Source organism: Kitasatospora sp. NPDC059327 (genome assembly GCF_042752535.1).
Classification (GTDB): Bacteria; Actinomycetota; Actinomycetes; order Streptomycetales; family Streptomycetaceae; genus Kitasatospora.
In genome coordinates this window covers 1-21,446 of the sequence record NZ_JBHYYB010000060.1, presented here as the reverse complement: position 1 = coordinate 21,446, position 21,446 = coordinate 1, and the positions used below count along the sequence as shown (strand labels likewise).

Below are 21,446 nucleotides of genomic sequence, written 5' to 3'. Positions count from 1 at the left end.
GACGAGGGACGGAGAGACCCACGTGGCGCGCAGCGTGTACGTGACCGGGATCGACCGGGGGGACGGCCGGCAGGCGGTCGAACTCGGGGTCATGGAACTGCTCACCCGCCAGGTGGACCGGGTCGGGGTGTTCCGGCCCCTGGTGCACGCCCACGCGCCCGGGGAACGCGGCTCCGACCACGTCGTCGAACTGCTCCGCACCCGCTACCGGGTGGAGCTGCCCGCCGCCGAGCTGTACGGGCTCACCTACGAGGAGGCGGCCGCCCTGCAGGCCGCCCAGGGTCAGGACGAGCTGGTGTCCACCCTGGTCGACCGGTTCCGGGCGCTGGAGCGGCGCTGCCAGGCCGTCCTGGTGCTCGGCACCGACTTCGCGGACACCAACATCCCCGACGAGCTGGCCTTCAACGCCCGGCTCGCCAACGAGTTCGGCGCCGCCGTGCTGCCGGTGGTCGGCGGCCACTCCGAGGACCCGGCGGCGGTGATCGCCGAGGTCCGCAACGCCCACCGGGCCTACACCGACCTCGGCTGCGAGACGCTGGCGATGGTCGCCAACCGGGTCGCCCCCGGCGCCAAGCAGCGGATCCGGCGCACGCTCACCGAGAAGCTGCCGATCCCCGCGTACGTCATCCCCGAGGAGCCGGCGCTGGCCGCGCCGACCGTCGCGCAGCTGGTCGAGGCCACCGGCGCGGAGGTCCTGATCGGCGACGCGGCCGGGCTGGCCCGCGACGTCCGCGGCTTCGTCTTCGGCGGCGCCATGCTGCCGACCTTCCTGGACGCGCTGACCGAGGGCGCCCTGGTGGTCACCCCCGGGGACCGTGCCGACCTGGTGATCGGCTCGCTGGCCGCACACGCCGCCGGCGCCCCGCCGATCGCCGGCGTGCTGCTGACGCTCGGCCAGCACCCCGGGCCGAACGTGATGGCGCTGGCCGCCCGACTGGCCCCCGGCACCCCGGTCGCCGTGGTCCCCGAGGGCAGCTGGCTCACCGCCGCCGCCCTCACCCACCTGGAGGGCAAGCTCTCCGCGGCCAGCCCGCGGAAGGCCGAGATCGCCCTGGGCCTCTTCGAACTCCACGTCGACACAGCCGAGTTGACCACTCGGATCGAGGTCGGCCGGTCCGAGCGGGTCACCCCGATGATGTTCGAGCACGCGCTGCTGGAGCGGGCCCGGGCGGCCCGCCGGCACGTGGTCCTCCCCGAGGGCACCGAGGAGCGGGTCCTGCGCGCGGCCGAGGTGCTGCTCCGCCGCAACATCTGCGACCTCACCCTGCTCGGCGACGCCGACACCGTCCGCCGCAAGGCCGCCGCCCTCGGCATCGGCCTCCCGGAGGCGGGCCGGGCCGACGGGGACCCGGCGGCCGACCGGGCGCGGGTCCGGATCGTCGACCCGGCCACCAGTCCGCTGCGCCGGCAGTTCGCCGAGCTGTACGCCAAGCTGCGCGCCCACAAGGGGATGACCGTCGAACTGGCGCTGGACGTCGTCACCGACGTCAGCTACTTCGGCACCCTGATGGTCCAGGAGGGCATCGCCGACGGCATGGTCTCCGGCGCGGTGCACTCCACCGCCGCCACCATCCGGCCCGCCTTCGAGGTGATCAAGACCGCGCCGGGCGCCGCGATCGTCTCCTCGGTCTTCTTCATGTGCCTGGCCGACAAGGTGCTGGTCTACGGCGACTGCGCGGTCAACCCCGACCCGAACGCCCAGCAGCTCGCCGACATCGCCATCCAGTCCGCCGCCACCGCCGCCCAGTTCGGCGTGGAGCCCCGGGTCGCGATGCTCTCCTACTCCACCGGCACCTCCGGATCCGGCGCGGACGTCGACAAGGTCCGCAAGGCCACCGAACTCGTCCGCGAGCTGCGGCCGGACATCCTGGTCGAGGGCCCGATCCAGTACGACGCGGCGGTGGACGCCCACGTCGCGGCCACCAAGCTGCCGGGCTCGCCGGTCGCCGGCCGGGCCACCGTGCTGATCTTCCCGGACCTCAACACCGGCAACAACACCTACAAGGCGGTCCAGCGCTCGGCCGGCGCGGTGGCGGTCGGACCGGTCCTCCAGGGGCTGCGCAAGCCCGTCAACGACCTGTCCCGCGGCGCGCTCGTCGAGGACATCGTCAACACCGTCGCGATCACCGCCATCCAGTCGCAGGAGCACGGCCTCCCACAGGCGCCCGCCGCCCCGTCGCAGGACCGCACCGAAGGAGCCCCGGTATGAGTGAAGGCACCCGCGTCCTGGTCCTGAACGCCGGCTCCTCGTCGGTGAAGTACCAGCTGATCGACATGCTGGACGGCACCCGGCCGGCGGCCGGCCTGGTCGAGCGGATCGGCGAGGCGAACGGCCGGCTGGCGCACACCCCGCGCACCGGCGGGAAGCGCGAGACGCTCCAGGTCTTCCCCGACCACTCCGCCGCCCTGAAGGCCGTCGCCGAGGAGCTGGCCGCCGACGGCGTCGGGCTGGACTCCCCCGAGCTGGCCGCGATCGGCCACCGGGTGGTCCACGGCGGGCTGCGGTTCACCGAGCCGACCGTGATCACCGACGAGGTGCTCACGGAGATCCGCCGGCTGATACCCGTCGCCCCGCTGCACAACCCGGCCAACATCACCGGCATCGAGGTGGCCCGCGCGCTGCGCCCGGACCTGCCGCAGGTCGCCGTGTTCGACACCGCCTTCCACGCCTCGATGCCGGAGTACGCGGCCCGGTACGCCGTGGACAAGGCGGTCGCGGACGAGCACCGGGTGCGCCGCTACGGCTTCCACGGCACCTCGCACCAGTACGTCTCGCGGGCCACCGCCCGGCTGCTCGGCAAGGACCCGGCCGAGGTGAACGTGATCGTCCTGCACCTGGGCAACGGCGCCTCCGCCTCGGCGGTCGCCGGCGGCCGCTGCGTGGACACCTCGATGGGCCTGACACCGCTGGAGGGCCTGGTGATGGGCACTCGTTCGGGTGACATCGACGCGGGCGTGGTGTTCCACCTGCACCGGGTCGGCGGGCTCTCGGTCGACGAGATCGACAATCTGCTCAACCGTCGAAGCGGCCTGCTGGGGCTGTGCGGCGACAACGACATGCGCGAGATCATGCGGCGGGCCGAGGAGGGCGACGCGGACGCCCGGCTGGCGTTCGACGCCTACATCCACCGGCTGCGCAAGTACATCGGCGGCTACTACGCGGTGCTCGGCCGGGTGGACGCGATCGCGTTCACGGCCGGCGTCGGCGAGAATGCGGCTCCGGTGCGGGCCGCGGCCACCGCCGGGCTGGCGGAGCTGGGCATCGCGGTGGATCCCGAGCTGAACTCGGTGCGCTCCGGCGAGGCCCGGATCATCTCGCCCGCGTACGGCCGGGTAGCGGTCGCCGTGGTGCCCACCGACGAGGAACTGGAGATCGCGCGGCAGGCCTTCGCCCTGGTGCACCGGAAGTCCGGGGGCTGACACACCGTCGTCTCGCCCCTCGGAATCCTTCGTCGACGATTCCTCACGCTTCGTGCCGAATGCACCTATAACACGAACGGATAGACTGATCCATATGCGCCGAGCGAAAATTGTCTGCACCCTGGGTCCGGCCACGGACTCCTACGAACAGCTGAAGGCCATCGTCGAGGCGGGCATGAACGTCGCCCGACTGAACATGAGCCACGGCACCCACGCGGACCACGAGGAGCGGTACCGAAAGGTCCGCCAGGTCTCGGAGGACACCGGCAAGGCCATCGGCGTCCTCGCCGACCTCCAGGGCCCCAAGATCCGCCTGGCCACCTTCGCCAACGGTCCGGTGACCGTCGACAACGGTGACGAGTTCATCATCACCACCGAGGACGTCCCCGGTGACCAGCACATCTGCGGGACCACCTACAAGGGCCTGCCCGGCGACGTGAAGCCCGGCGACCCGATCCTGATCAACGACGGCGTCATCGCCCTGGAGGTCGTCAGCGTCGACGGCCCGCAGGTCAAGACCGTGGTCGTCGAGGGCGGCGTGCTCTCGAACAACAAGGGCATCAACCTGCCCGGCGCGGCCGTGAACGTGCCCGCCCTGTCCGAGAAGGACAAGGACGACCTGCGCTTCGCGCTGGAGCTGGGCGTCGACATGGTCGCGCTCTCCTTCGTCCGCAACGCGGCCGACATCAAGGACGTCCACGAGGTCATGGACGAGGTCGGCATCCGGGTGCCGGTCATCGCCAAGATCGAGAAGCCGCAGGCCGTCGAGGCCATGGAGGAGATCGTCCTCGCCTTCGACGCCATCATGGTCGCCCGCGGCGACCTGGCCGTCGAGTACCCGCTGGAGCGGGTGCCGCTGGTCCAGAAGCGGCTGATCACGCTGGCCCGCAGGAACGCCAAGCCGGTGATCGTCGCGACCCAGATGATGGAGTCGATGATCCACGCCTCGCGCCCGACCCGCGCCGAGGTCTCCGACGTCGCCAACGCGATCCTGGACGGCACCGACGCGGTCATGCTGTCCGCCGAGTCCAGCGTCGGCAAGTACCCGATCGAGACGGTCCGCACCATGAGCCGGATCGCCGAGAAGGCCGAGGAGGAGCTGCTCTCGCAGGGCCTCCAGCCGCTGAACCCGGGCCGCAAGCCGCGCACCCAGGGCGGCTCGATCGCCCGCGCCGCGTGCGAGCTGGGCGACTTCCTCAACGGCAGGGCGCTGGTCGCGTTCACCAAGTCCGGTGACACCGCGCGCCGGCTCTCCCGGTACCGTTCGCCGATCCCGGTGATCGCCTTCACCCCGGACAACGCCACCCGCAACCAGCTCTCGCTGAGCTGGGGCGTCGAGGCGCACGTCACCGAGCAGGTCGGCTCCACCGACGAGATGGTGGCCCAGGTCGACCGCGAGCTGCTCAAGATCGGCCAGCTGGACCAGGGCGACACCGTCATCGTCACCGCCGGCTCGCCCCCCGGCGTCCCCGGCAACACCAACATGGTCCAGGTGCACCACCTGGGCACCCGGAGCGAGTAGACCCCGGTCCGCAACGACGCCCGTGGGGCGGCCCCTCCTCAGTGGAGGGGCCGCCCCACGGGCGTCTGCGGACTACTTGTCGCTGTACGGCTCGTCGTCGTTGTAGAGGTGCATGCCGGGGATCTTGAGCGTGCCGCCGAACTGGCCGGCCTGCTTGGCGGTGACACCGGTGAGTTCGAGGTCCAGCGGGATCGGGATGGCACCGATCAGGTCGTACAGCCAGCGCGGCAGGGTGTCCGGGGTGAGGGTGATCTCGCCCAGGTCGATCGGGATCGGCAGGCCGAGCAGCTTCGAGAGGTGCCCGGAGAGCCGCTCCACGTACATGGTGACCGGCCCCTGGCGCATCGTCGAGGTCGAGCCCGGGGCCCCCTTGACGTGGAAGGTCTTGCCGTTGCCCTGCAACGTCGACATGTCGAGGTTCTCGATGTCCACGCTGTCGACCACGAACTTCAGTACCCGCTTGGTCCCGGTGGGCGTCCGTACGTCGTAGACGCCGTGGAAGACCGCGCCGTGCAGGCCCAGCCGGCTGGTCCTCAGCGTCCAGTTCTGCTCCGGGACGACGTGCCCGGAGGCGGGCGCGCCGGCCGTCAGACCGCGGGCGTCCACCTCGCAGTTCGGGTTGGCGGACGGCGAACCGGACGGCGAGGGCGTGCCGCCGGCACCCGCCGCGGGCGCCGCCTTCGGGCTCGCCTTGCCACTGGTGGACGCCTTCGGAGCGGGCGTGGTCCGCCCGGCCGCCGGGGGCTGCGTGGCGGCGGTGGTCGCGGCCGGGGTCTGCGGCGCGGCCGAGGACGGCGGCGCCTGGGGGACCTGGGACGGCTGCGCCGCCGGGGCGGCCGCACGGGTGCCGGGCGCGGGCGCGGCCGTGGACGGGGCCGCTCCCACGGCCTGGCCGGTACCCGGGCTCGGGGTCTGCGCGGCGCCCGTGCTCCGGCTCGCCGACGGGCTGGGCGAACCGCTCGGGTGGATCAGATTGGTGATGCCGCCGACGATGTCGTCGATGAGCCCGGCCTGCACCACGCCGCCGGACCCGCCGGGGGCGGGCTTCGCGGCCCCGGTCGTCGGCGCGGGCGCCGCCGGCCCGCTCGGCGCGGCGGTGGTGGGCGCGGCGGTCGGCGCCGCCGTGGGCGCGGTGGTCGTGGGCGCGGTGGTCGGCCCGGGTGTCGGCACCGTCGTCGGGACGGCGGTGGGCGCGGCCGTGGCGGCCCCGGTCGGGGTGGCGGACGGGCCGGGCAGCGGGGTCAACTCGTCCTTGGGGACGGGCGTCTCCTCCACCGGCGCGACGTCCGGGACGGTCTCCGGCGCGGTGGCGCACGGCTTGCCCGCGGAGGTCTCGGCGATCGCGGTGTTCGGCGTGTAGGCCGCGGCCATCAGCAGCGCGGTCGGCACGGCGGCCATCGCCAGCGCCCGCCCTCTGAGCCGGATCCGGACGGGCGTCCGGGGTGCCGCGTGGCGCGCGGAGCGTTGCTCCGGCAGCGCGGGCCCGGCCTGCGGCTCCTGCGACCCGGTCACCGTGCCTCCTTCTGGTCACCGGTCTGCCGCGACGGGACGCCGGCCTCGGCGGCGGCCGGGTCGGCCCCCGGGGCCGGCGGCTCGGCCTGCGCGGGGACCACCGGCAGCGGCGCGGTGGCGCCCTCGGCGGAGGTGTCGGCGGCGGTCGGCGCGGCGGGCCCGGACTTCACGAGGGTCGCGGCGGTCCCGGCCTGCGCGAGCGGCTCGGCGACCGTCGACTCGGCGACCGTCGACTCGGCGGTGCCGGCCTCGGCGTCCTCGGGCCGGTTCGGCGCCCAGGCGAGCATCAGCCCACCACCGATCAGCCCCGGCAGCAGGGCCAGCCCGAACCCGGAGAGGTTGGAGACCGGGATCGAGACCAGGGTCAGCAGCGAGGTGGCGACACCGGCGAAGAAACGGACGGCCGGCTGGAACCAGGCGGTCAGCCCGAGCACGATCAGCAGGACGCCGATGATCAGCGACCCGGCGCCACCGGTGGTGGCCATCTGCACGGTCATGCCGCTCAACGACAGCTTGGCGTAAGGGAAGTACATGATCGGGACGCCGGCGATCATGGCCAGCAGGCCGCCGTAGAACGGCCGGGACCGGCGGAAGGTACGGAACACCCGACGCACCCACTGGGCGGGGTTCTCGTGCTCGGCGGGCCGGTACTCGGCAAGGGCGCTGGACACGATGCAGCTCCTCGATGGTGTGAACGAGGCGAAAACGGGAGGGGGAGGACCGGGAGCGGCACGCGCCGCCCCGGCCCCCCGGGTACCGCGGTCGGCGGCGGGCCGGGGCCCGCCGCCGGTCAACGGCCTAGAAGCACTCGTGCCCGCCGTCGGTGTGCAGGTTGAGCTTCAGGCCCTGGAGCTTGAAGGTGCCGGCCGAGGTGGCCCAGGCGGTCTGCTGCACGTTGGTCAGGTCCGCCTTGTCGGCGGCCTGGGCGAAGCCCGTCCCGCCCGAGGGCAGGCCGGTGCCGAGACGGGACTTCCAGCCCTGGGTGGCGGTGCCCTTCAGGGTGGAGGCGTCCTGGCCGATGTTGATGTTGGTGAAGGTGGCGTCCGCGTTGAGCTGGTCGAGGTCGATCAGCAGGTTCTTGGCGCTGACCTGCTTCTCCGGGTCGTCGCTCTGACCGGCCTCCAGGCGGAGGGTGATCTTCGGCAGCTTCCACGGCAGGCCGGGGATGATGTTCGGGTCGGTCACCACCGACTGGCAGAGGCCCTTGATCCGGGCCTCGTCGAACGCCGAGACGGCGACCGGGTGCGGCGTGCCGTTGGACTCGGCGTCGATCGAGCCGAACTGCGCGAAGTTCGTACCGTGCAGCTCCTGCGTGGAGACCTTGAAGTTCTGGCCGGAGACGCTGAACGAAGCCGCCAGCGCGTTGTTGGCCAGTGCGACGCCCACCGCGGCGGTGGCCGCGAGGCTGGGCACCATCACCAGGGCGAAGCGCTTCCAGCGGGTCTTGCCGTAGGTCTGGGACATGCGAGTCCTCCTTCTAGGACGTACATCTCCGGCTCCCCGGCGGTGCACCCGCACCGGTGGGGGCCTGGGATGGGAGAGAGCTACGTCCTCGGTAGCGGAGAGCGCCGTTGGCGTCGTCGGACGCGGGAGCGGCCGGCACACAGCGGCACTCCCGTCCCTTCACCGACCGCCCCTGCGGGGCGGCGGGCAGGACCGACGACATCGGCGATCACCCCCGAGCGACAACCAGCGACCGCGCGGGCCGCGCGGCCGGATCGAAGGACAGGAACCGCTGTGGGACCGCGGACACCCCCCTGCCCTCCCGCCGTCGACCGGGGCCGACGGCTCACCCGGTGGGGATCCTTCGCTCCGCCCGCCGACCGGCTGTCGGGGGTTGGAGTCTGGGACCGGGCGTCGCCGATGCTGCTCGAATCCCGGGCGAAGCACAAGGGGTTCATTACTGACGGGTAATCCAACATCGGACGGCGGCGATCATGGAATTGGCCACCCGTGCACCCAGAGTGATGAATTGAAGGAACCGTGAGGATGAAATCCGCCGGAAACGCCAGCGAAACACCCGTGGGCGGTCACATGACGTGACCGCCCACGGGTGTTGTCAAGATTTGGTAAACCTCTGACACGATGACCGGATTGTCGCCAAATCGCCAGCGACACCGCAGGTCATCCGCCGTGCCAGAAGAGGGCCGGACAGGGGCCGGCGAGGGCCCTCAGAACAGGACGCGGGCCAGCGCGCCGCGCGCGGCCGTCACCCTCGGGTCATCGGTCCCGATGACCTCGAACAGCTCCAGCAGCCGCAGCCGCACGGTGTCCCGGTCCTCGCCGAAGGTCCGTCCGACGGTGGCCACCAGGCGCCCGAAGGCGTCCTCGACGTGACCGCCCACCAGATCCAGGTCGGCCGCCCGCAGCTGGGCCTCGACGTCCTTCGGGTCGGCCGCGGCCGCCGCACGGACGGTCGACAGGTCCTGCCCCTCCACCCGGCGCAGCAGCTGCGCCTGGGCCAGGCCGAGCTTGGCCTCGGTGTTGCCCGGCTCGTCGGTCAGCACGTTCCGGTACGCCTGGATGGCGCCGTCGAGGTCCCCCCGGTCCAGCGCCTCGTGCGCGGCCGACAGGGCCGGGTCCTCCGGCGGGTACGGCTCGGCATCGCCCGACGCCTCGGCCGGCGCGGCGGCGCCGCCGACCACGCCGAAGCGCTGCTCGGCGACCAGGATCAGCTGGTCCAGCACCTTGCGGACGTTGGCCTCGCTCTCGGCGCCCTGGAACAGCGGCACCAACTGGCCGGCCACCACGGCCATCACGGCCGGCACGCCCTGGATGCCGAACTGCTGGGTGAGCAGCTGGTTGGCCTCGACGTCGATCTTGGCGAGCACGATCCGGCCCGCGTACTCCTCGGCCAGCCGCTCCAGCATCGGGCTGAGCTGCTTGCAGGGCTCACACCACTCGGCCCAGAAGTCGATGACCACCGGCACTTCGGTGGAGCGCTGGACGACCTCGGTCTCGAAGGTGTCCTCGGTGACATCGATGACGAGCGGGTACGCGGACTGGACCGGGGTGACACCGGCCGCCTCGGCGGCCGCCGCCTGGCGGGCCCGCTCGACCCTGGCCTGCTCGGCCTTCTGGGCGGCCTCACCGGCCGCCTTCACTGCGGCGAGGTCGACCGCACCGCGCAGAGCGGAGCTGTTGAGACGCGAATTCCGTGGCTGCATGGCACTATCCTCCCCCGTCCGTGCTGCTGACGGGCACCAACCTCCGGAAAGTCGCGTCGCGCGGGCTGCGCGGCGCCGAATTCCGGGGTGGACGACCCGTCCCCCGGTAGCCTGAACCGTTCGGCGCGGATCCCCACCCGCACCCGCGCCGCCCCCGTCCCACGGGATCGCGGCGCCTGGTTGTCACTGCTTTCGCTACGAGTCGTAGCGTAACTGGACCGAGGGCCCCCGCCGCAACCCCCTCCGGGCGTCCCGGGACGTGAGCTGCCCCACTTTCCCGCACGCCCCGGCTGACCGGGACGGCGAACAGTCGCTACCGTTACCTGCCCCACCCATGTTACTTACCAGTACATCGCAAGGAGGCCCGGTGCCGGCCCCCCAGTCCCCCGTGACCCCGGCACGTCCGGCGGGCCGTGCGGACCCCCCGGACGCCCCGGAGAGCCCCGGCAGCACCACCACCCGGGCCAAGGGGCGGCCGCGCAGCGCCGCCGCCGACACCGCCATCCTCGACGCCACCCGCGAGGCCCTGGCCGAACTCGGCTGGGGCGGGCTGACCATGGGCCACGTGGCCACCCGCGCCAAGGTCGCCAAGACCACCCTGTACCGCCGCTGGCCCTCCAAGAACGAGCTGGTCGTGGACGCCGTCGCCAGCCTCTTCGACGAGCTGGAGATGCTCGACCTCGGCAGCCTGCGGGCCGACATCGAGGCCGTGGTCGCCCAGTTCGCCGATCTGCTGGCCCGCCCGGAGACCCAGGCCGCCCTGCTCGCGCTGTTCGCCGAGGGCACCCGGGACGGACAGCTGCGGCGGCGGATCCGGGAGGCGATCGTCGACCCGCAGAAGCGCCTGGTCCGACAGGGCCGCGCGGCCGCCCAGGCACGCGGCGAACTCGCCCCGGACTGCGACACGGCGACGGCCGCCGAGGAGATCGACATCATCTTCGACACCATCGCCGGCACGGTCGAGCACCGGGTGCTGGTCAGCGGCGAGCCGATCACCCCGGAGTGGATCCGCCGCTTCACCGATCTGCTGCTCGGGCCGTTCCCCCGGCTCACCGGGGACTGAGCGGACGCCGAGAACCGCCCCGCGCGCCAGGAGCGTGCGGGGCGGTTCTCGGCGTCGTCGACCGGCCGGTCGCCGGGGAGCGGCTCAGAAGGAGGCGGTCTCCCGGTAGATCCCCCACTCGTCGCGCAGCGCGTTGCAGATCTCGCCCAGGGTCGCCTCGGCCCGGACCGCGTCCAGCATCGGCGGGATCATCGACGCGCCCGAACGCGCCGCCGCCAGCATCGCGTCCAGCCCGGCCCGCACCGCCGCCTCGTCCCGCCCGGCCTTGCGCTCGGCCAGGACGCGCACCTGCTCGCGCTCGACCTCGTGGCTGACCCGCAGGATCTCCAGCTCGGGGGTGACGCTGCGCGGGTGGCAGTTGACCCCGACGACCCGCTTCTCGCCCTTCTCGACGCCCTGCTGGTACTGGAAGGCCGCCTCGGCGATCTCGCCGGTGAAGAAGCCCTCCTCGATCCCGCGCAGGATGCCGGAGGTGATCGGACCGATCTCGTGGTCCTCGCGGCCCTTGTCCAGGATCCGGCGGAAGATCGCCTCGGCCTGCTCCTCGATCCGGTCGGTGAGCGCCTCGACGTACCAGGAGCCGCCCAGCGGGTCGGCCACGTTGGTGATGCCGGTCTCCTCCATCAACACCTGCTGGGTGCGCAGGGCGATCTCGGCCGCCTGCTCCGAAGGCAGCGCCAGGGTCTCGTCCAGGGCGTTGGTGTGCAGCGAGTTGGTGCCGCCGAGCACCGCCGAGAGCGCCTCGACGGCGGTGCGCACCACGTTGTTGTACGGCTGCTGGGCGGTCAGCGAGACACCGGCGGTCTGGGTGTGGAAGCGCAGCCACTGCGCCTTGTCCGTCCGGGCGCCGAAGCGGTCGCGCATCCAGCGGGCCCAGATCCGGCGCGCGGCGCGGAACTTGGCGATCTCCTCGAAGAAGTCGAGGTGCGCGTCGAAGAAGAACGAGAGACCGGGCGCGAAGACGTCCACGTCCAGGCCCCGGGAGAGGCCCAGCTCGACGTAGGCGAAGCCGTCCGCCAGCGTGTACGCCAGCTCCTGCGCGGCCGTCGCCCCGGCCTCGCGGATGTGGTAGCCGGAGACCGAGAGCGGCTTGTACGCCGGGATGCCCTCGGCGCAGTAGGCCATCAGGTCGCCGATCAGGCGCAGGTGCGGCTCGGGGGCGAAGAGCCACTCCTTCTGGGCGATGTACTCCTTGAAGATGTCCGTCTGCAGCGTGCCGTTGAGCACCGCCGGGTCGACGCCCTGGCGCTCGGCGGCCACCAGGTACATGCAGAAGATCGGGACGGCCGGGCCGCTGATCGTCATCGACGTGGTGACCTCGCCGAGCGGGATCCCCTTGAAGAGGACCTCCATGTCGGCGGCCGTGTCGATCGCCACGCCGCAGTGCCCGACCTCGCCGAGCGACTTGGGGTCGTCGGAGTCGTAGCCCATCAGGGTGGGCATGTCGAAGGCGACCGAGAGGCCGCCGCCGCCCGCCTCCAGGATCATCCGGTAGCGCTCGTTGGTCTGCTCGGCGTTGCCGAAGCCGGCGAACTGGCGGATGGTCCACGTCCGCCCCCGGTAGCCGGTGGCGTGCAGGCCCCGGGTGTACGGGTACTCGCCCGGCCAGCCGATCCGCTCGAAGCCCTCGACCGGCTGCCCCGCGGGCGGGCCGTAGACCGGGTCGACCTCGTCACCGGAAAGAGTGGTGAAGTCCGCGTCCCGCTTGCGGGCGCTGTCGTACCGCTGCTGCCAGCGCTGCCGGCCGCGCTCGATCTCCTCGGCGTCCATGACCCCGAACTCCGCTCCGTACGGCCGCCACGGCACGTGGGCGGCACAGCTGTTAGGACGTCCTACCAATTTACTCGGACGTCCTAGTAATTGTCGATGGAGCACCGGTCGACCGGGGGCGAACGCGCCGGGAACCGCCGAAGGGGCCGGCCGGGGGAACCGGCCGGAGGAAACCGAAGGGCGCCCCTCCCCGGTGCGGGGAGGGGCGCCCTCGAAGGCTCCGCGCGCGGCTCAGACGCCGGCGGTCTGCCGGGCCGCGCCACCGGCCGGCAGCTGCTCGGCGGCCTCGCGGACCACCCGGCGCTCGGCGACGAAGGAGGCGAACGGGATGCAGCCGGCGGCCAGGGTGAGGATCATCCGGCCCAGCGGCCACTTGAGCTTCTGGCCGAGCAGGAAGGTGACCACGAAGTACCCGATGTAGAGGTAGCCGTGCAGCATCGCGACGTAGGTGGTCACGTCCTCGGCCGCGTCGAAGCCGTACTTCGCGACCATGAAGCCGCAGAACACGAGCAGGGCCACACCGGTCGCGACGGCCAAAGCCCGGTACCAGCCCAGCAGGGGGTTCGCCTTCATACTCTTCATCGCCTCGCTCGCCAGAATCGGCCGGTACGCCCGGATCCGCGCACCGCTCCCACGAGGGTAGCCGCCGCTTACGGGTACGCCGCGCAGCGCCCTACTCCGCGGCCCCCGCGTCCGGCTCGGTGAAGTCGCCGGCGGCGATCCGCAGCGGCCTGAGCAGTTCGAACACCTCGCGGCACTGGTCGGCGCCGTACTCCTCCAGGCCGAACTCCATCGCCATCAGCTCACGGGTGGCGTCCTCCACCACCTCGCGACCGCGGGCGGTGATGGTCGCGAGCACCCCGCGGCCGTCCAGCGGATTGGGCCGGCGGGCGACCAGACCGGCCCGCTCCAGGCGGTCGACGGTGTTGGTGACGCTGGTCGGGTGGACCATCAGCCGCTCGCCGACCTTGGAGAGCGAGAGCTCACCGGTCCGGCTGAAGGTGAGCAGCACCAGCGCCTCGTAGCGGGCGAAGGTCAGCCCGTACGGCTTGAGGACGGCGTCCACCCGCGCGAGCAGGATCTGGTGGGCGCGCATGATCGAGGTGATCGCCGCCATCGAGGGGACTCCGCCCCAGCGGCGGGTCCAGAGCTCGTCGGCGCGGGCGATCGGATCGAAGTCGAGTGCGAGGGGCTTGGCCACGCCCCTTACCGTACCGGCGGGTCGGCCGGGTGTTACCAGGCGTCCTGATGGTGGACAAGCGCGACACGTGGCGGGATCACGCCAGTGGGACTCGCAGGTCCGTACCAGGAGATTGCGGGGGTGTGAACCCCCGCCACCTGCCGTTCGCCGGCGGCCGATCGGCCGCCGAAGGGGCGCTCGGCCCGTGAGCAGGCCTCGGTTCGGACGGTAACCCGCTGCAAGGCCGGGTGGTTCGACCGCATTTGTCGCCCTGTTTACCTTCCGCCGGGCTGGCGAGACCTGGCCAATCGATGAACAAGACCTGTCATTTCACTTGTTGGATTGTCATGCTTTCGCCCAGCCCCGTCCGGCAGTCACCGCCCCACTCACCGGTGGCCCGCCGCTCGACCGCACGGAGCAGCAGCACGTCAGCGCCCGTCCCGCCCCAACGGTGCCAACCCCGGCACCCCGGGACGCGGCGCGACCGCGCACCCGCGGTTTCCCCGGAAGGACCTGTACGTGAAGCGAAAGCTCGCAGCCGGCGCCGTACTCTCCGCCACCGCCCTGCTCACCGGCGTCATCCAGGTGGGTACCACCGCCGCCCAGGCCGCCCCGACTCCCACCGCCCAGGCGCAGGCCGCGCAGCAGCGTGACGCGGCGATCGCCCTGGCGAGCGGTCAGGTCGGTCCGCTGGCGCAGGCACTGGCCCTGGGCGGCCAGGAGCGACTGGTCGCCAAGGACGCCGTGGTGGACGCCGACGGCACCCGCCACCTCCGCTTCGAGCGCACCTTCGCCGGCCTGCCCGTCCTGGGCGGCGACCTCGTGGTGCACGAGGCCGCCGACGGCGCGGTCAAGGCCGTGGACAAGGCCGTCGGCGCGACCATCGACCTGCCGAGCCTCACCCCGGCGATCCCGGCCGACAAGGCGGCCGCGCAGGCCTCCGGCGCGGTGCGGTCCACCGTCGGCATCGCCGCCGACAAGGAAGAGGCGCCGCTGACGGAGGTGCACCAGACGGGCGCCGCCAAGCTCGTGGTCTGGGCCGCCGACGGCAACCCGCGACTGGCGTACCAGACGGTCGTCCAGGGCCTGCGGGCCGACTCCACCCCGAGCAGCCAGCTGCTGGTCACCGACGCGGCCACCGGCGAGGTGCTCTCCACCCACGAGCAGGTGCAGACCGCGACCGGCACCGGCAAGGGCGTCTTCGTCGGCACCGTCCCGCTGACCACCACCAAGAGCGGCTCGACCTACCAGCTCAAGGACGCCACCCGCGGCAACCAGTCCACCAGCGACCTCAAGGGCCGCACGTCCGGCTCGGGCACGCTGTACACCGACGCCGACAACGCCTGGGGCACCGGCCTCGCCTCCAACACCCAGTCCGCGGCCGTGGACGCCCAGTTCGGCGCGGCGGCCACCTGGGACTTCTACAAGAACGCGTTCGGCCGCAACGGCATCAAGAACAACGGTGTCGGCGCCACCAGCCGGGTCCACTACGGCAAGAACTACGTCAACGCGTTCTGGGACGACACCTGCTTCTGCATGACCTACGGCGACGGTGACGGCAACACCCACCCGCTGACCGAGATCGACGTGGCCGGCCACGAGATGACCCACGGCGTCACCTCCGCCACCGCGGGCCTCAACTACTCCGGTGAGTCCGGCGGCCTCAACGAGGCCACCTCGGACATCTTCGGCACCATGGTCGAGTTCTCCGCCAACCTCGCGACCGACGTGCCGGACTACCTGATCGGCGAGGAGATCGACATCAACGGCGACGGGACGCCGCTGCGCTACATGGACAAGCCCTCCAAGGACGGTGGCTCGGCCGACTCCTGGTCCTCCGGCGTGGGCAACGTGGACGTCCACTACTCGTCCGGCGTGGCCAACCACTTCTTCTACCTGCTGGCCGAGGGCAGCGGCGCCAAGACCATCAACGGCGTCAGCTACAACAGCCCGACCTCCAACGGCTCCACGGTGACCGGCATCGGCCGCGACAAGGCCGCCGCCATCTGGTACCGCGCGCTGACCGTGTACTTCACCTCCACCACCAACTACAAGGCCGCCCGCACCGCGACCCTCAAGGCCGCCGGCGACCTCTACGGCACCACCAGCACCCAGTACGCGGCCGTGGCCGCCGCCTGGAGCGGCGTCAACGTCAACTGACGTCCGCGCCAAGGACGCCCGGGGCCTCACTGGGAGGGGAGGCCCCGGGCGTCCGCGTGTCCGCGGTCGGCGGTGTCCTCCGTAGCAACGCGCGCGGCGGGCGGCAAGGGCGGCCACTGGCGGGATCCCGCCAGCGGGACAAAGCGCCCGAACCGGTCACCCGACGCACCCGAACCACCCGTACCGGCGCTGGCGAGACCTGGCCAATCGCCGGTGGCGCCCTGTCCTTTCACGACCTGCATTGTCATGCTTCTGCCCAAGCCCCGTTCGACGGCCGTCGCCCCACCCACCGACCGGCCGTCAGGACCGCACGGGAGCAGCACGTCAGCGCCCTACCGCCCCACGGTGCCAACCCCGGCGCCCCGGTACGCGGCGTGACCGCGCACACGCGGTTTCGTGGAAGGAACCCCGTACGTGAAGCGAAAGCTGACAGCCGGAGCCGTACTCTCCGCCACCGCCCTGCTCGCCGGCGCCATCCAGGTCGCCGCCGCCCCGGCGCAGGCCGCCGCGCCGTCGGTGGTGCAGCAGCACGACGCGCTGATCACCCTGGCCGGCAGCGAGGCCGCGCCGCTGGCGCGGGCGCTCGCCCTCGGCGGCCAGGAGCGGCTGGTCGCCAAGGACGCCGTCGTCGACGCCAACGGCACCCGCCACCTGCGCTACGAGCGGACGCTGGGAGGCCTGCCGGTCCTCGGCGGCGACCTGGTGGTGCACCAGAAGGCCAACGGCTCGATCACCTCGGTGGACCGGGCGTTCAGCGGGCAGCTCTCGCTGCCGAGCCTCACCCCGGCGCTCTCCGCCGACAAGGCCGGTGCCCAGGCGCTCGGCGCGGTCCGGGCCACCGTGGGCATCGCCGCCGACAAGGACGAGTCGGCGATCAGCCGGGTCGACGGCGCCGGCGCCGCCTCGCTGGTGGTCTGGGCGGCCGACGGCAGCCCGCGGCTGGCGTACCAGACGGTCGTCACGGGCCAGCGGGCCGACGGCACGCCGAGCAGCCAGCGGCTGGTCACCGACGCCGCCACCGGCGCGGTGCTCTCCACCCACGAGGAGTTCCAGACCGCGAACGGCAGCGGGAAGGGCGTCTTCGTCGGCAGCGTCCCGCTCACCACCACCCAGAGCGGCTCGACCTACCAGCTGAAGGACGGCTCCCGCGGCAACCAGTGGACCGGCAACGCCGCCAACGGCAACGCCCTCTACACCGACGCCGACAACATCTGGGGCAACGGCCTCGCCTCCAACACCCAGTCCGCGGCCGTGGACGCCCAGTACGGCGCCGGCGCCACCTGGGACTACTACAAGAACACCTTCGGCCGCAGCGGCATCCGCAACGACGGCGTCGGCGCGAGCAGCCGGGTCCACTACGGCTCCAACTACGTCAACGCGTTCTGGAACGACTCCTGCTTCTGCATGACGTACGGCGACGGCTCCGGCAACACCCACCCGCTCACCGCGATCGACGTGGCCGGCCACGAGATGACCCACGGCGTCACCTCCGCCACCGCCGGGCTGGTCTACTCCGGTGAGTCCGGCGGCCTCAACGAGGCCACCTCGGACATCTTCGGCACCATGGTCGAGTGGTACGCCAACCTGCCCACCGACGTGCCGGACTACCTGATCGGCGAGCTGCTCAACCTGAACGGCAACGGCACCCCGCTGCGCTACATGGACAAGCCCTCCAAGGACGGCGCGTCCAAGGACTCCTGGTACTCCGGGGTCGGCAACGTGGACGTCCACTACTCCTCCGGCGTGGCCAACCACTTCTTCTACCTGCTGGCCGAGGGCAGCGGCGCCAAGACCATCAACGGCGTCAGCTACAACAGCCCGACCTCCAACGGCTCCACGGTGACCGGCATCGGCCGCGACAAGGCCGCCGCCATCTGGTACCGCGCGCTGACCGTGTACTTCACCTCCACCACCAACTACAAGGCCGCCCGCACCGCGACCCTCAAGGCCGCCGGCGACCTCTACGGCACCACCAGCACCCAGTACGCGGCCGTGGCCGCCGCCTGGAGCGCGGTGAACGTCAACTAGTCACCACCGGACCACACCTGGAAACGGCGACAGGCTGCCGGGGCCCACTGGGAGAGGAGGCCCCGACAGCCTGTCGGCCTGTCCGCGGGAGGTTCGCCCGCGCGGGGATCAGGCGGCGGCGGGCTCGCGCGCGGGCGCGAGCTCGCCGCGCTCCTCCTTGGCGAGGGTCCGCTCGGCGAAGAAGCCGCCGGTGGGCAGCACCGAGAGGACGAACAGCAGGGCGCCGCGCTTGACGTCCCACTTCTGCGCCTGCCAGGCCATGATCCAGAACACCACGTACAGGATGAACAGCACGCCGTGGATCATGCCCATCACCGGCACGGCGTCGAAGCTGGTGGTGCGCTTGAGCACCGAGCAGACCAGGAGCAGGAGAAAGGAGAGGCCCTCGGGGCCGGAGACCAGACGCAGGCGGTGGACGGCACTGCTGTTCACGATGGGCACCTCAGTCAGGAGTCGAAGATCGCTTGTGAACCGGCTCACAAGCATCCCGGCCATTATCACCGAGCACACGTCCGGGCCCGCGCGCGGGGTCCGGACCCGGCGCACCGGGCGGACCGGGAAGGAGTACGGACCCGGTACGGAACGTGTCCGGCAGGCCGGTTTTGTCGCAGACCGGTACCAGAACGACGACGCCCCCTCCCCCGGAACCGCCGGATCCCGCTACATTGCGGCGGTGGCACAGTTTCGACTCCAAGGATCCAAGACGCTCGCCGTCGACATGACGGGCGACGCCGTGAAAGCCCGGAACGGCTCGATGGTCGCGTACGCCGGCCAGATGAGCTTCAAGAAGCTCAGCGGCGGCGGTGACGGGCTGCGCGGCATGGTGACCCGCCGCCTCACCGGTGAGCAGATGACGGTCATGGAGGTGAAGGGGCAGGGCACCTGCTACTTCGCCGACAAGGCCACCGAGATCAACCTGGTCCGGCTGAACGGCGAGACGCTCTACGTCGAGTCGGACAACCTCCTCTGCACCGAGGGCACCCTGAAGACCGGCACCACCTTCACCGGTCTCAACGGCGTCTCCTCCGGCAACGGCCTCTTCACCACCAAGGTCGAGGGGCACGGCTGGGCCGCCGTCACCTCCAAGGGGCCGGCGATCATCCTGCGGGTCTCCCAGGGCATGCCGCTGCGGGTGGACCCGGGGGCCTACGTCGCGCACACCGGCAACCTCAGCCGCAGCCTCAAGTCGGGCGCCGGCTGGTCCACCTTCATCGGCGAGGGCGGCGGCGAGGCCGTCCAGGTGGAGTTCTCCGGCGAGGGCCTGGTCTACGTCCAGCCGTCCGAGAAGATCACCGTCGGAGGCGACGTCTGATGCCGTTCACCAGGATCAACAACAAGATGATCGAGGCCCGGGTCGTCCCCGGGCAGCGGATGTTCAGCCAGCGCGGCGCGATGCTCGCGTACACCGGCGAGGTCCGGTTCACCCCCAACATCACCGGCGGGCAGGGCGGGGTCATGTCGATGATCGGCCGCCGGGTGGCCAACGAGGACACCCCGCTGATGACGGTCGAGGGCCAGGGCACCGTACTGTTCGGCCACGGCGGCCACCACGTGCACGTGATCGAGCTGGCCGGCGACACCCTGTACGTCGAGGCGGACCGGCTGCTGGCCTTCGAGGGCTCGCTCCAGCAGTCCACCATGTTCATGGGCTCGCAGGGCGGCGTGATGGGCATGGTCCGCGGCCAGGTGACCGGGCAGGGCCTGTTCACCACCAAGCTGGAGGGCCACGGCGCGGTGGCGGTGATGGCGCACGGCGGCGTCTTCGAACTGCCGATCACCCCGAACCAGCCGGTCCACGTCGACCCCCAGGCCTATGTCGCGCACCGCGGCCAGGTCCAGAACAAGCTGTCCACCGCGCTGGGTTGGCGCGACATGATCGGACGCGGCTCCGGCGAGGCCTTCCAGCTGGAGCTGTCCGGGAACGGCACGGTGTTCGTACAGGCGAGCGAGGAGAAGCTCTGATGTCCTACCCGCCGCAGCCCCCCTACGGGCAGCCGCACGACCCGTACGGCCAGCCGCAGCCGTACGGCCAACCGTCGCCGTACAACCAGCCGACCCAGCCCGGCTACCCGGTCGCCCCGCCGCCGCCCGGCTACGGCCCGCCGCCCGGACAGGGCTACCCGCAGCAGGGCTACCCGCCGCCCCCGCCGCAGGGGTACCCGGCCCAGCAGCCGCCGCAGCAGTACGCCCAGGAGCAGTACGGCGGCGCCCAGGCCCCGCTGCCCAAGGCCCAGGACGGCTCCGGTCCGGTGGTGCACGACGCGCACAGCCTGCCGGTCAACGACAACGTCAACCCGTACGCCTTCTCGGTGGACCTGAACGGGTCGTACTTCCTGCAGAAGGGCAAGATGATCGCCTACTACGGCGACATCTCCTTCAAGGGCGTCGGCGCCGGCGCGATCGACCGGATGCTCGGCCAGCACTTCAACTCGCCGATGCACGCCGCGGACTGGGTGGTCGCCGAGGGGCGGGGCAAGCTGCTGCTGGCCGACCGCGCCTTCGACCTCAACTCCTACGACCTGGAGGAGGGGAACCTGACGGTCCGCTCGGGCAACCTGCTGGCCTACGAGCCGACGCTGCGGCTCAAGCAGTCGATCATCCCGGGGTTCCTCACCCTGATCGGCAGCGGCAAGTTCGTGGCCGCCTCCAACGGCCCGGTGCACTTCGTCGAGCCGCCGATCCGGGTGGACCCGCAGGCACTGGTCGGCTGGGCGGACTGCCCGGCGCCCTGCCACCACTACGACCACGACTACATGCACGGGGTGATCGGCGGGATCCGCCGGCTGACCGGCCTGGGCGGGGCGTCCGGCGAGGAGCACCAGTTCGAGTTCATCGGCGCCGGACAGGTGCTGCTGCAGTCGACCGAGGTGCTGATGGCCGAGCGCGCGGTCGGCCAGGTGCACGCCGAGGCGGGCGTGCCGATGGGCGGGGTGCCCTCGCAGCCCGCGGCGGGCCACGGCGGCGGCAACCTCAACGTCCCCGGGCTCGGTAACCTGGGCGACCTCGGGCGACGTTTCGGTCTGTAAACTCGTACAAGATTTAACTAAATGCGTTATGCTCGGACCATGGATACGCGCACGCTCGACGCCGCCGACGTCCCCCCCTCGCAGCCGGAGGAGGGGACTCCCTGGCTCACCGCTGGTGAGCAGCGGCTGTGGCGCGCCCACCTGGAGGTGGCCAAGCTGCTGGACTACCAGCTCGGCCGCGAACTCCAGCCGCACAACCTCGCGATCAACGACTACGAGATCCTGGTCGTGCTCTCCGAGGCGCCCGAGCGACGGATGCGGATGACCGACCTGGCCACCGCCACCCTGCAGTCCAAGAGCCGGCTCTCGCACCAGATCACGCGGATGGAGACGGCCGGGCTGGTGCTGCGGCAGGAGTGCCCGGGAGACCGGCGCGGCCTCTACGCCCACCTCACCGAGCAGGGCTGGGAGACCATGCAGAAGGTCGCCCCGGACCACGTCCGCAGCGTCCGGGCGCACTTCATCGACCGCTTCACGCCCGAGCAGCTGGACGCCATGTACGAGGCGCTGGCGCCGGTCGCCGAGCACCTGCGCGGGCTGCGCGGCCGGGGCTGAGACCCGGCCGGACACGGCGAGAGGGCCGGTCACCGTCCTGGAC

General features: G+C 71.9%; 18 protein-coding genes. 10 read left to right on the top strand and 8 right to left on the bottom strand.

Annotated elements, in window-relative coordinates:
- The first annotated feature begins 22 nt into the window (after positions 1 to 22).
- The 3 genes from pta to pyk all read left to right on the top strand — a co-directional run bounded on the left by pta (position 23) and on the right by pyk (position 4,942).
- On the top strand, positions 23 to 2,209 hold the full coding sequence (gene pta, locus ACFXHB_RS29575) for a phosphate acetyltransferase (RefSeq protein WP_380577743.1): 2,187 nt from the start codon (positions 23 to 25) through the stop codon (positions 2,207 to 2,209).
- Positions 2,206 to 3,420: an acetate kinase gene (locus ACFXHB_RS29570; protein ID WP_380577742.1), complete on the top strand. Its 1,215-nt coding sequence runs from the start codon at positions 2,206 to 2,208 to the stop codon at positions 3,418 to 3,420. Before pta ends, ACFXHB_RS29570 begins: the two co-directional genes overlap by 4 nt.
- A gap of 94 nt (positions 3,421 to 3,514) precedes the next feature.
- On the top strand, positions 3,515 to 4,942 hold the full coding sequence (gene pyk, locus ACFXHB_RS29565; RefSeq protein ID WP_380577741.1) for a pyruvate kinase: 1,428 nt from the start codon (positions 3,515 to 3,517) through the stop codon (positions 4,940 to 4,942).
- A 72-nt stretch (positions 4,943 to 5,014) separates the two neighbouring features.
- Here pyk and ACFXHB_RS29560 read toward each other — a convergent pair whose 3' ends face one another.
- The 4 genes from ACFXHB_RS29560 to ACFXHB_RS29545 form a co-directional block, all read right to left on the bottom strand.
- Entirely contained in the window at positions 5,015 to 6,454 is a 1,440-nt protein-coding gene (locus tag ACFXHB_RS29560) for a hypothetical protein (protein ID WP_380577740.1), read from the bottom strand.
- Complete coding sequence (locus ACFXHB_RS29555; RefSeq protein WP_380577739.1) at positions 6,451 to 7,125, bottom strand: DUF6114 domain-containing protein; 675 nt, start codon at positions 7,123 to 7,125, stop codon at positions 6,451 to 6,453. Before ACFXHB_RS29555 ends, ACFXHB_RS29560 begins: the two co-directional genes overlap by 4 nt.
- 127 nt (positions 7,126 to 7,252) lie before the next feature.
- Complete coding sequence (locus ACFXHB_RS29550; RefSeq protein WP_380577738.1) at positions 7,253 to 7,918, bottom strand: DUF6230 family protein; 666 nt, start codon at positions 7,916 to 7,918, stop codon at positions 7,253 to 7,255.
- Positions 7,919 to 8,625: 707 nt separating this feature from the next.
- Positions 8,626 to 9,621, bottom strand: coding sequence for a tetratricopeptide repeat protein (locus tag ACFXHB_RS29545; RefSeq protein WP_380577737.1), 996 nt, complete (start codon positions 9,619 to 9,621; stop codon positions 8,626 to 8,628).
- Between the two features lie 367 nt (positions 9,622 to 9,988).
- Between ACFXHB_RS29545 and ACFXHB_RS29540 the strand changes: the two genes are divergently transcribed.
- Positions 9,989 to 10,684 carry a TetR/AcrR family transcriptional regulator gene (locus ACFXHB_RS29540; protein WP_380577735.1) on the top strand — a complete coding sequence of 232 codons (696 nt, stop codon included), beginning with the start codon at positions 9,989 to 9,991 and terminating at the stop codon, positions 10,682 to 10,684.
- A gap of 84 nt (positions 10,685 to 10,768) precedes the next feature.
- Here ACFXHB_RS29540 and ACFXHB_RS29535 read toward each other — a convergent pair whose 3' ends face one another.
- The 3 genes from ACFXHB_RS29535 to ACFXHB_RS29525 form a co-directional block, all read right to left on the bottom strand.
- On the bottom strand, positions 10,769 to 12,454 hold the full coding sequence (locus tag ACFXHB_RS29535) for a methylmalonyl-CoA mutase (RefSeq protein ID WP_380577734.1): 1,686 nt from the start codon (positions 12,452 to 12,454) through the stop codon (positions 10,769 to 10,771).
- Between the two features lie 231 nt (positions 12,455 to 12,685).
- Positions 12,686 to 13,036 (bottom strand): DUF3817 domain-containing protein, encoded by a 351-nt coding sequence (locus ACFXHB_RS29530; RefSeq protein ID WP_380577733.1) that lies wholly within the window; start codon positions 13,034 to 13,036, stop codon positions 12,686 to 12,688.
- 91 nt (positions 13,037 to 13,127) lie between these two features.
- Entirely contained in the window at positions 13,128 to 13,655 is a 528-nt protein-coding gene (locus ACFXHB_RS29525) for a MarR family winged helix-turn-helix transcriptional regulator (RefSeq protein ID WP_380577732.1), read from the bottom strand.
- Positions 13,656 to 14,153: 498 nt separating this feature from the next.
- Here ACFXHB_RS29525 and ACFXHB_RS29520 point away from each other — a divergent pair, with 498 nt between their 5' ends.
- Positions 14,154 to 15,794, top strand: coding sequence for a M4 family metallopeptidase (locus tag ACFXHB_RS29520; protein ID WP_380577731.1), 1,641 nt, complete (start codon positions 14,154 to 14,156; stop codon positions 15,792 to 15,794).
- 414 nt (positions 15,795 to 16,208) lie between these two features.
- Entirely contained in the window at positions 16,209 to 17,822 is a 1,614-nt protein-coding gene (locus ACFXHB_RS29515) for a M4 family metallopeptidase (protein WP_380577730.1), read from the top strand.
- 108 nt (positions 17,823 to 17,930) lie between these two features.
- Here the strand turns inward: ACFXHB_RS29515 and ACFXHB_RS29510 are convergent, their stop codons facing one another.
- Entirely contained in the window at positions 17,931 to 18,263 is a 333-nt protein-coding gene (locus ACFXHB_RS29510; RefSeq protein WP_380577729.1) for a DUF3817 domain-containing protein, read from the bottom strand.
- 232 nt (positions 18,264 to 18,495) lie between these two features.
- Between ACFXHB_RS29510 and ACFXHB_RS29505 the strand changes: the two genes are divergently transcribed.
- The 4 genes from ACFXHB_RS29505 to ACFXHB_RS29490 all read left to right on the top strand — a co-directional run bounded on the left by ACFXHB_RS29505 (position 18,496) and on the right by ACFXHB_RS29490 (position 21,403).
- Positions 18,496 to 19,134, top strand: coding sequence for an AIM24 family protein (locus ACFXHB_RS29505; protein ID WP_380577728.1), 639 nt, complete (start codon positions 18,496 to 18,498; stop codon positions 19,132 to 19,134).
- Positions 19,134 to 19,784, top strand: a complete 651-nt coding sequence (locus ACFXHB_RS29500) for an AIM24 family protein (protein ID WP_380577727.1) — start codon at positions 19,134 to 19,136, stop codon at positions 19,782 to 19,784. The genes ACFXHB_RS29505 and ACFXHB_RS29500 overlap by 1 nt, the downstream gene beginning before the upstream one ends.
- A 257-nt stretch (positions 19,785 to 20,041) precedes the next feature.
- Entirely contained in the window at positions 20,042 to 20,848 is an 807-nt protein-coding gene (locus ACFXHB_RS29495) for an AIM24 family protein (RefSeq protein ID WP_380577769.1), read from the top strand.
- 39 nt (positions 20,849 to 20,887) lie between these two features.
- A complete protein-coding gene (locus ACFXHB_RS29490; protein WP_380577726.1) occupies positions 20,888 to 21,403 on the top strand; it encodes a MarR family winged helix-turn-helix transcriptional regulator in 516 nt (171 codons plus the stop codon).
- The last annotated feature ends 43 nt before the right edge of the window (positions 21,404 to 21,446 follow it).

Coding starts and splice junctions, on each gene's coding strand:
- ACFXHB_RS29545 (WP_380577737.1), bottom strand. CDS start 9,621: ATGCAGCCACGGAATTCGCGTCTCAACAGCTCCGCTCTGCGCGGTGCG.
- ACFXHB_RS29490 (WP_380577726.1), top strand. CDS start 20,888: ATGGATACGCGCACGCTCGACGCCGCCGACGTCCCCCCCTCGCAGCCG.
- ACFXHB_RS29550 (WP_380577738.1), bottom strand. CDS start 7,918: ATGTCCCAGACCTACGGCAAGACCCGCTGGAAGCGCTTCGCCCTGGTG.
- ACFXHB_RS29570 (WP_380577742.1), top strand. CDS start 2,206: ATGAGTGAAGGCACCCGCGTCCTGGTCCTGAACGCCGGCTCCTCGTCG.
- ACFXHB_RS29530 (WP_380577733.1), bottom strand. CDS start 13,036: ATGAAGAGTATGAAGGCGAACCCCCTGCTGGGCTGGTACCGGGCTTTG.
- pyk (WP_380577741.1), top strand. CDS start 3,515: ATGCGCCGAGCGAAAATTGTCTGCACCCTGGGTCCGGCCACGGACTCC.
- ACFXHB_RS29535 (WP_380577734.1), bottom strand. CDS start 12,454: ATGGACGCCGAGGAGATCGAGCGCGGCCGGCAGCGCTGGCAGCAGCGG.
- ACFXHB_RS29500 (WP_380577727.1), top strand. CDS start 19,134: ATGCCGTTCACCAGGATCAACAACAAGATGATCGAGGCCCGGGTCGTC.